The organism is bacterium (assembly GCA_040757115.1).
Classification (GTDB): Bacteria; UBA9089; CG2-30-40-21; order CG2-30-40-21; family SBAY01; genus JBFLXS01.
In genome coordinates, this window is sequence record JBFLYA010000266.1 from 1 (window position 1) to 5,135 (window position 5,135).

Below are 5,135 nucleotides of genomic sequence, written 5' to 3' on the forward strand. Positions count from 1 at the left end.
ATATTTAAAAAATTCACTTGTATCCGAACATACTATTTTTGTGCCTTTTTAGGGATATAAGTCAAGAAAAATATTTTTAAAAAAACTTAATTTTTTACTTGACATTTCACCATAAGACTTTGTGAGTTGCAGACTCATGAGCGTTCTCCTGAAAATGAATAGAATACGGATGACACGGATTAGACGGATGAGCACGGATTTTTTATTTTTTAGTAATCGGATTGAGCGGATTAATCGGACTTCTTTTCTGTTTTTTTATCTGCTCAATCCGCTAAATCCGCTTACTACTTATTTCCCTTATTGTAACCGTTCAGGTAATCCTTTACCGCAGAGACGCAGAGAAACAGAGAAGAAAATATCTTTTTTTCGTGTTTTTCGGTATTTAAAAAGGCTTAAAAACAGTTAGTCGAAAGTAAGTATTAAAAGATTATAAACAACGAAAGCCCCGAAATGCACAAAAAAAGGGAATTTCTGTTTCTGGTGAATAGATTTTAATTTTTTCTCTGCGTCTCTGTGTCTCTGCGGTGAACGGTTACCCCTTATTTCCCTTTGCGTTCTTTGCGTGCTTGGCGTGAAACTTCCTTTCCCCTGAAAATCGGGGTTCGGGGATTCTTTTATTCCCGAGCCCCGAGTCCCGAGCCCCGAGCCCCGAGTCCCTTTATTTTCATTCCCCTTGTTGTGTTTCTATTTTCTCACTATGTTGACGAAGTGCCTCTTTAAATCGTTCAGCCGCTTCATTATTTTGAAATTCGTCTAATCCTTGTGCTGATTCACCAAATGGATTTTTTTGCAAATTAGGCGAAGAAGGCTGTGGTGGTAACCCTTTTGAAAATTCCTGCTGAGCCTTTTCACTTTGTGATTGAAGTGCCTGGATAAATTTATCTCTTGCCTCTTTTTCTTTCTCAGTCATCGTGGTTGCTGAAGAGCCTGAAAATCCCTTATTTTTTTGCACGGCGACTTCAAAAGGATTACTTGGAGGAGATACCTCTCTTTGTGGTTTAATCTCAGGCACCCATTTTTGAGCCCATTGCTGTTCAAGCCAGGGAACAAACTCCTTATACTGAAACGGGGTCAAAGTTTGTTCGACATCTATTTTTGTCTTCTCTACAATTTCCACTGTTTTCTTATCCATATTATTTTTTTCGTCTTGCTTCTTCTCCATAGATAGTTTTTCATCTTTGAGTATCTCCTGCCATTCTTGTTGAAGGGTTTCTAATGCCTCTTTTTCTGCTTTAATAATCATCATCATCTTTTGGGTTTGCTGGGGAGTTAATGATAATCTCATCGTCATCTCATCCAAAAATGTAAAATCCGTAGCGAAATAACTAATCATTGGTCTTGTCCCAAAGCTATCTTTTTCTACCTTTTCACCTTCTTTAGCTAAAATCTGCTGTGCCATCCCCATGCTAATCATTAAAATAACCGTTACCATTATTTTTTTCATTTCAAATTCCTCCTTTAATTTAGTAATTTAGTAACTATTCACTACGAAGAGCACGAAGGACACGAAATGGAATTTAATGTCTTGTAATTTTCGGTAGTGTCTGACAATAACTACAATTCTTTTAACCACAAAGCTCACAAAGAGTTTCACAAAAGAGTCAAAGATTTTTGAGAGAATAAATTTTTCCCTTTATTTCTTTGTGTATTGTTTGTGTAATTTGTGGTTAATTTCAGAGACCATCTAATTTTCTTCGTGTCCTTCGTGTTCTTCGTGGTGAATAGTTACCTTTTATTTAGTTGCCACTATAGCCAGATGTCTAACAAATTGTCTTGGGAATTTTCTCGTTATCATCATAGCTAATTCATAAATCCCGGTTTTACTAAGGACAGGAATCCTATTAATAATACCACCTAATTTGAACAAGTTAGTCGTAACCGGTTCGATTTTTACTATTTTAAACCTTCTTGACACTAAATCAATAAATTCTTGATATTTAAAATATCCTGGTAAAATAGGGACAGAAATCAGGATATATCCATCTTTTTTTAAAAGGGTATATAAATTATCAACTATTTCTAAGAGGAAATTTCGTGGAGGATAATATATTACTTCTAAACAAGTTATTAAATCAAAACTTTCAGGTTCAAATTTCAATTCGATAATATCTTGGACTGAAAAAATTACCTTGTCCCCAAATTCACTAAAATAAGTCTTACATCGATTAATAGCTATTTCAGAAATATCTACTGCATAAATTTTATCGCCGATATTTAATAATTTACTGGTAAATGCACCTTCACTACAACCTAATTCTAATATCTGTGGATAATGTCCATGCGGAATCAGTTTAAATGAATTTTCTAATCTCACCTTTTCGGCATAGACATTTTTTGTTCCCCATGGATCCCCTTTTTTTGAATACATATCGTCAAATTTCTCTTGTTGTAATAAATCCATAATAAAAATTATATCAAAAATTTAATACCCTGTCAACTGAATTGTAAGAATTTGTTAAAATTTTCCTTGCCTTTTTTTTAAATATATTATATAATTCAGAGGTGAAAAAGTTTTCTGACTACTATCTACTATTTTGGAGGTTGTAATGAAAGGTATTATTCTTGCCGGAGGAAGTGGAACAAGGCTTTATCCCATAACGCTGGGTATTAGTAAACAACTTTTGCCGATTTACGATAAACCGATGATTTATTATCCTCTATCCGTGCTGATGTTGGCGGGGATAAGAGAAATTTTGATCATTTCAACTCCCCATGATTTACCAAGATTTAAAGAACTCTTCGGTGATGGTTCACAGTTAGGACTAACATTTTCTTATAAAGAACAACCTTTTCCCAATGGTCTGGCTGAGGCATTTATATTAGGGAAAGAATTTATAGGTGATGATGATGTGTGTCTCATTTTAGGAGATAATATCTTTTATGGTGATAGCTTAATTCAGTTACTAAGGAATATCGTTCAAGATATTACTACCTCAGGAGGAGCTACGGTTTTTGGTTATTATGTGAGTAATCCTCAACAATATGGAGTAGTGGAATTTGATAAAGAGGGAAAGGTTTTATCTATTGAAGAAAAACCTAAAATACCTAAATCTCACTATGCAGTTACAGGCCTGTATTTTTATGATAATAATGTTGTTGAGATTGCTCATGGTATTAAACCTTCCTGGAGAGGAGAGTTGGAGATAACCGATGTAAATAAAAAATATTTGGAAGATAATAAACTTAAGGTTGAACTTTTAGGTAGAGGATATGCCTGGCTTGATACAGGAACCCATGAAAGTCTTCTTGAAGCGGGAGAGTTTATGGCGACTATAGAAAAAAGGCAGGGTTTGAAAATAGCCTGTATAGAAGAAATTGCCTATTCCTTAGGATACATAGACAAAGAACATTTATTAAAGATTGGTGAACTTTTGAAAAATAGTCAGTACGGACAATATGTTTTGAGGATAATTAAAAATGAACAATGACCTCATTTAACTAATTCACCAATGCTCAAATGTCTACTTTAACTTATCCACCCCTTCTTTGTTGCCTAACTCTGTATAACCTGCCTACCTACCTGAACGGTTACAATAATCTTTTATGTGCTCTAATTTATTTCTATGTCCTCTCTGTTCCTCTGCGTCTCTGCGGTAAAGGATTACTTGAACGGTTACGGATATTTTTATCCGAAAGTCTTCTTGTTTCTGTAAACTAATTATATCAAAATTTTAATGCCCTGTTAATAGAAAAATTTTCTTCAAATGTGCATTACTCATATCGAAGTGCCTCAACAGGATTAAGTTTAGCCGCCAGATGTGCGGGATAGACACCAAAAAATATCCCGACCAGACAGGAAAAAGAAAAACCAAGCATAATCGCCCAAAATGAGAGAAAGATATCTAAATTCACCATCTTTACTATTAATAAAATCATACCCATTGCCGCACCAATCCCGATTATTCCGCCGGTAAGACAGAGTATCAGGCTTTCAATCAAAAACTGCCAGAGTATATCTTTTTTAGTGGCACCAACCGCCTTTCTGATACCAATTTCACGCGTCCGCTCTCGCACTGCTACTAACATAATATTCATAATCCCAATTCCTCCAACCAACAAAGAAATAGCCGCAATACTACTAATCACAATAGAAATGATATTCGTTATCGTAGAGAGCATTTCAATCATTTCATCCAGGGTAACAACTTCCCATACCTTTCTATTAGAAAAGGTTTTAAACAGATAGTTTTCTACTCGCTCTTTGAGTCCAGAGACACTCACTCCATTCCTGGCTTTAAAGAATACCAGATATATTTCTTGTGCACCAAGTAGCCGTTTCACACAAGAAGATGGTAAAAGTAAGGCATTGTTAGGGTCCATTGGTCCCATCTTTAACTTAAAACCCATTAACCCAATGACCTTGAAATATGTCCCTTCTATATTTATCTCTTGTCCCAAATTTTTTTGCTTTCCAAAAAGTGAATTAAAGAGTTGATGACCGACGACGCAGACCTTTTCTGATGATTTAACCTCATTATCGGTGAATTTTCTACCTTTTATAATCAGGTCTAATCCTCGCACCTCAAACCAGTTGGCTGGCACACCAATCACCGTAATCAGTTTATTTTCACCCCGAACCTTCATTGGAGTAGATAAAAAATACTGGGGGGCTAAATCAGCAATTCCCGGGATGTCCTTTTTCATTGTTTCAAGTTGAGTTTCAGTCAGATAGGCAAATTTATCCACCCGAGTTTCCATCATCTGGTCATTATGGGCAACGACGAGATTAGTTCCAGAACCAGTAATTTCACGAATAATTAGCCTTTTCCCTTCCTCACCAATGGTAATAATTGCCACAATCGAAAAGACACCAATAGTAACCCCTAAAATCGTTAGAAAGGAACGCAGTTTGTATTGCCTTAAACTCTTTAATGAAGACAAAATATAATCTACGAACAAGGTTCCTCCTGAAAATGAGGAAGTAGAAAGTAGAGAGTAGAAAGTAAAGAAAACATCACTGCTCACGCTTATCTCCCCATCTCCCACCTTCTATCTCCTACCTACTATTTTCATCCTCCTATGTGCCGAGTTGTCGGCATGGCCGTTTCTCCTACAATTAGATTATATCATACCTAATCCATTATGTCAAAAGGATTTTGTGTCAATATTCAGAATCCCGTGTTTCAAAATTCTAT

At 35.6% G+C, this 5,135-nt stretch carries 5 protein-coding genes; 2 read left to right on the forward strand and 3 right to left on the reverse strand.

What is annotated here, in order from left to right; all coding sequences use genetic code 11:
- Positions 1–664: 664 nt before the first annotated feature.
- Positions 665–1,444, reverse strand: coding sequence for a hypothetical protein (locus AB1422_16660; protein ID MEW6620938.1), 780 nt, complete (start codon positions 1,442–1,444; stop codon positions 665–667).
- Between the two features lie 288 nt (positions 1,445–1,732).
- Positions 1,733–2,401 (reverse strand): class I SAM-dependent methyltransferase, encoded by a 669-nt coding sequence (locus AB1422_16665; GenBank protein ID MEW6620939.1) that lies wholly within the window; start codon positions 2,399–2,401, stop codon positions 1,733–1,735.
- Positions 2,402–2,546: 145 nt separating this feature from the next.
- On the opposite strand from AB1422_16665, the gene rfbA reads away from it, so the two are divergent.
- Both rfbA and AB1422_16675 read left to right on the forward strand, forming a co-directional pair.
- Positions 2,547–3,428, forward strand: coding sequence for a glucose-1-phosphate thymidylyltransferase RfbA (gene rfbA, locus AB1422_16670; GenBank protein ID MEW6620940.1), 882 nt, complete (start codon positions 2,547–2,549; stop codon positions 3,426–3,428).
- Between the two features lie 29 nt (positions 3,429–3,457).
- Complete coding sequence (locus AB1422_16675) at positions 3,458–3,658, forward strand: hypothetical protein (GenBank protein MEW6620941.1); 201 nt, start codon at positions 3,458–3,460, stop codon at positions 3,656–3,658.
- Between the two features lie 53 nt (positions 3,659–3,711).
- On the opposite strand, the gene AB1422_16680 is transcribed toward AB1422_16675, so the two are convergent.
- The gene (locus tag AB1422_16680) at positions 3,712–4,986 is read right to left on the reverse strand and encodes an ABC transporter permease (protein MEW6620942.1); all 1,275 of its coding nucleotides are present in this window, start codon (positions 4,984–4,986) and stop codon (positions 3,712–3,714) included.
- Positions 4,987–5,135 lie beyond the last annotated feature (149 nt).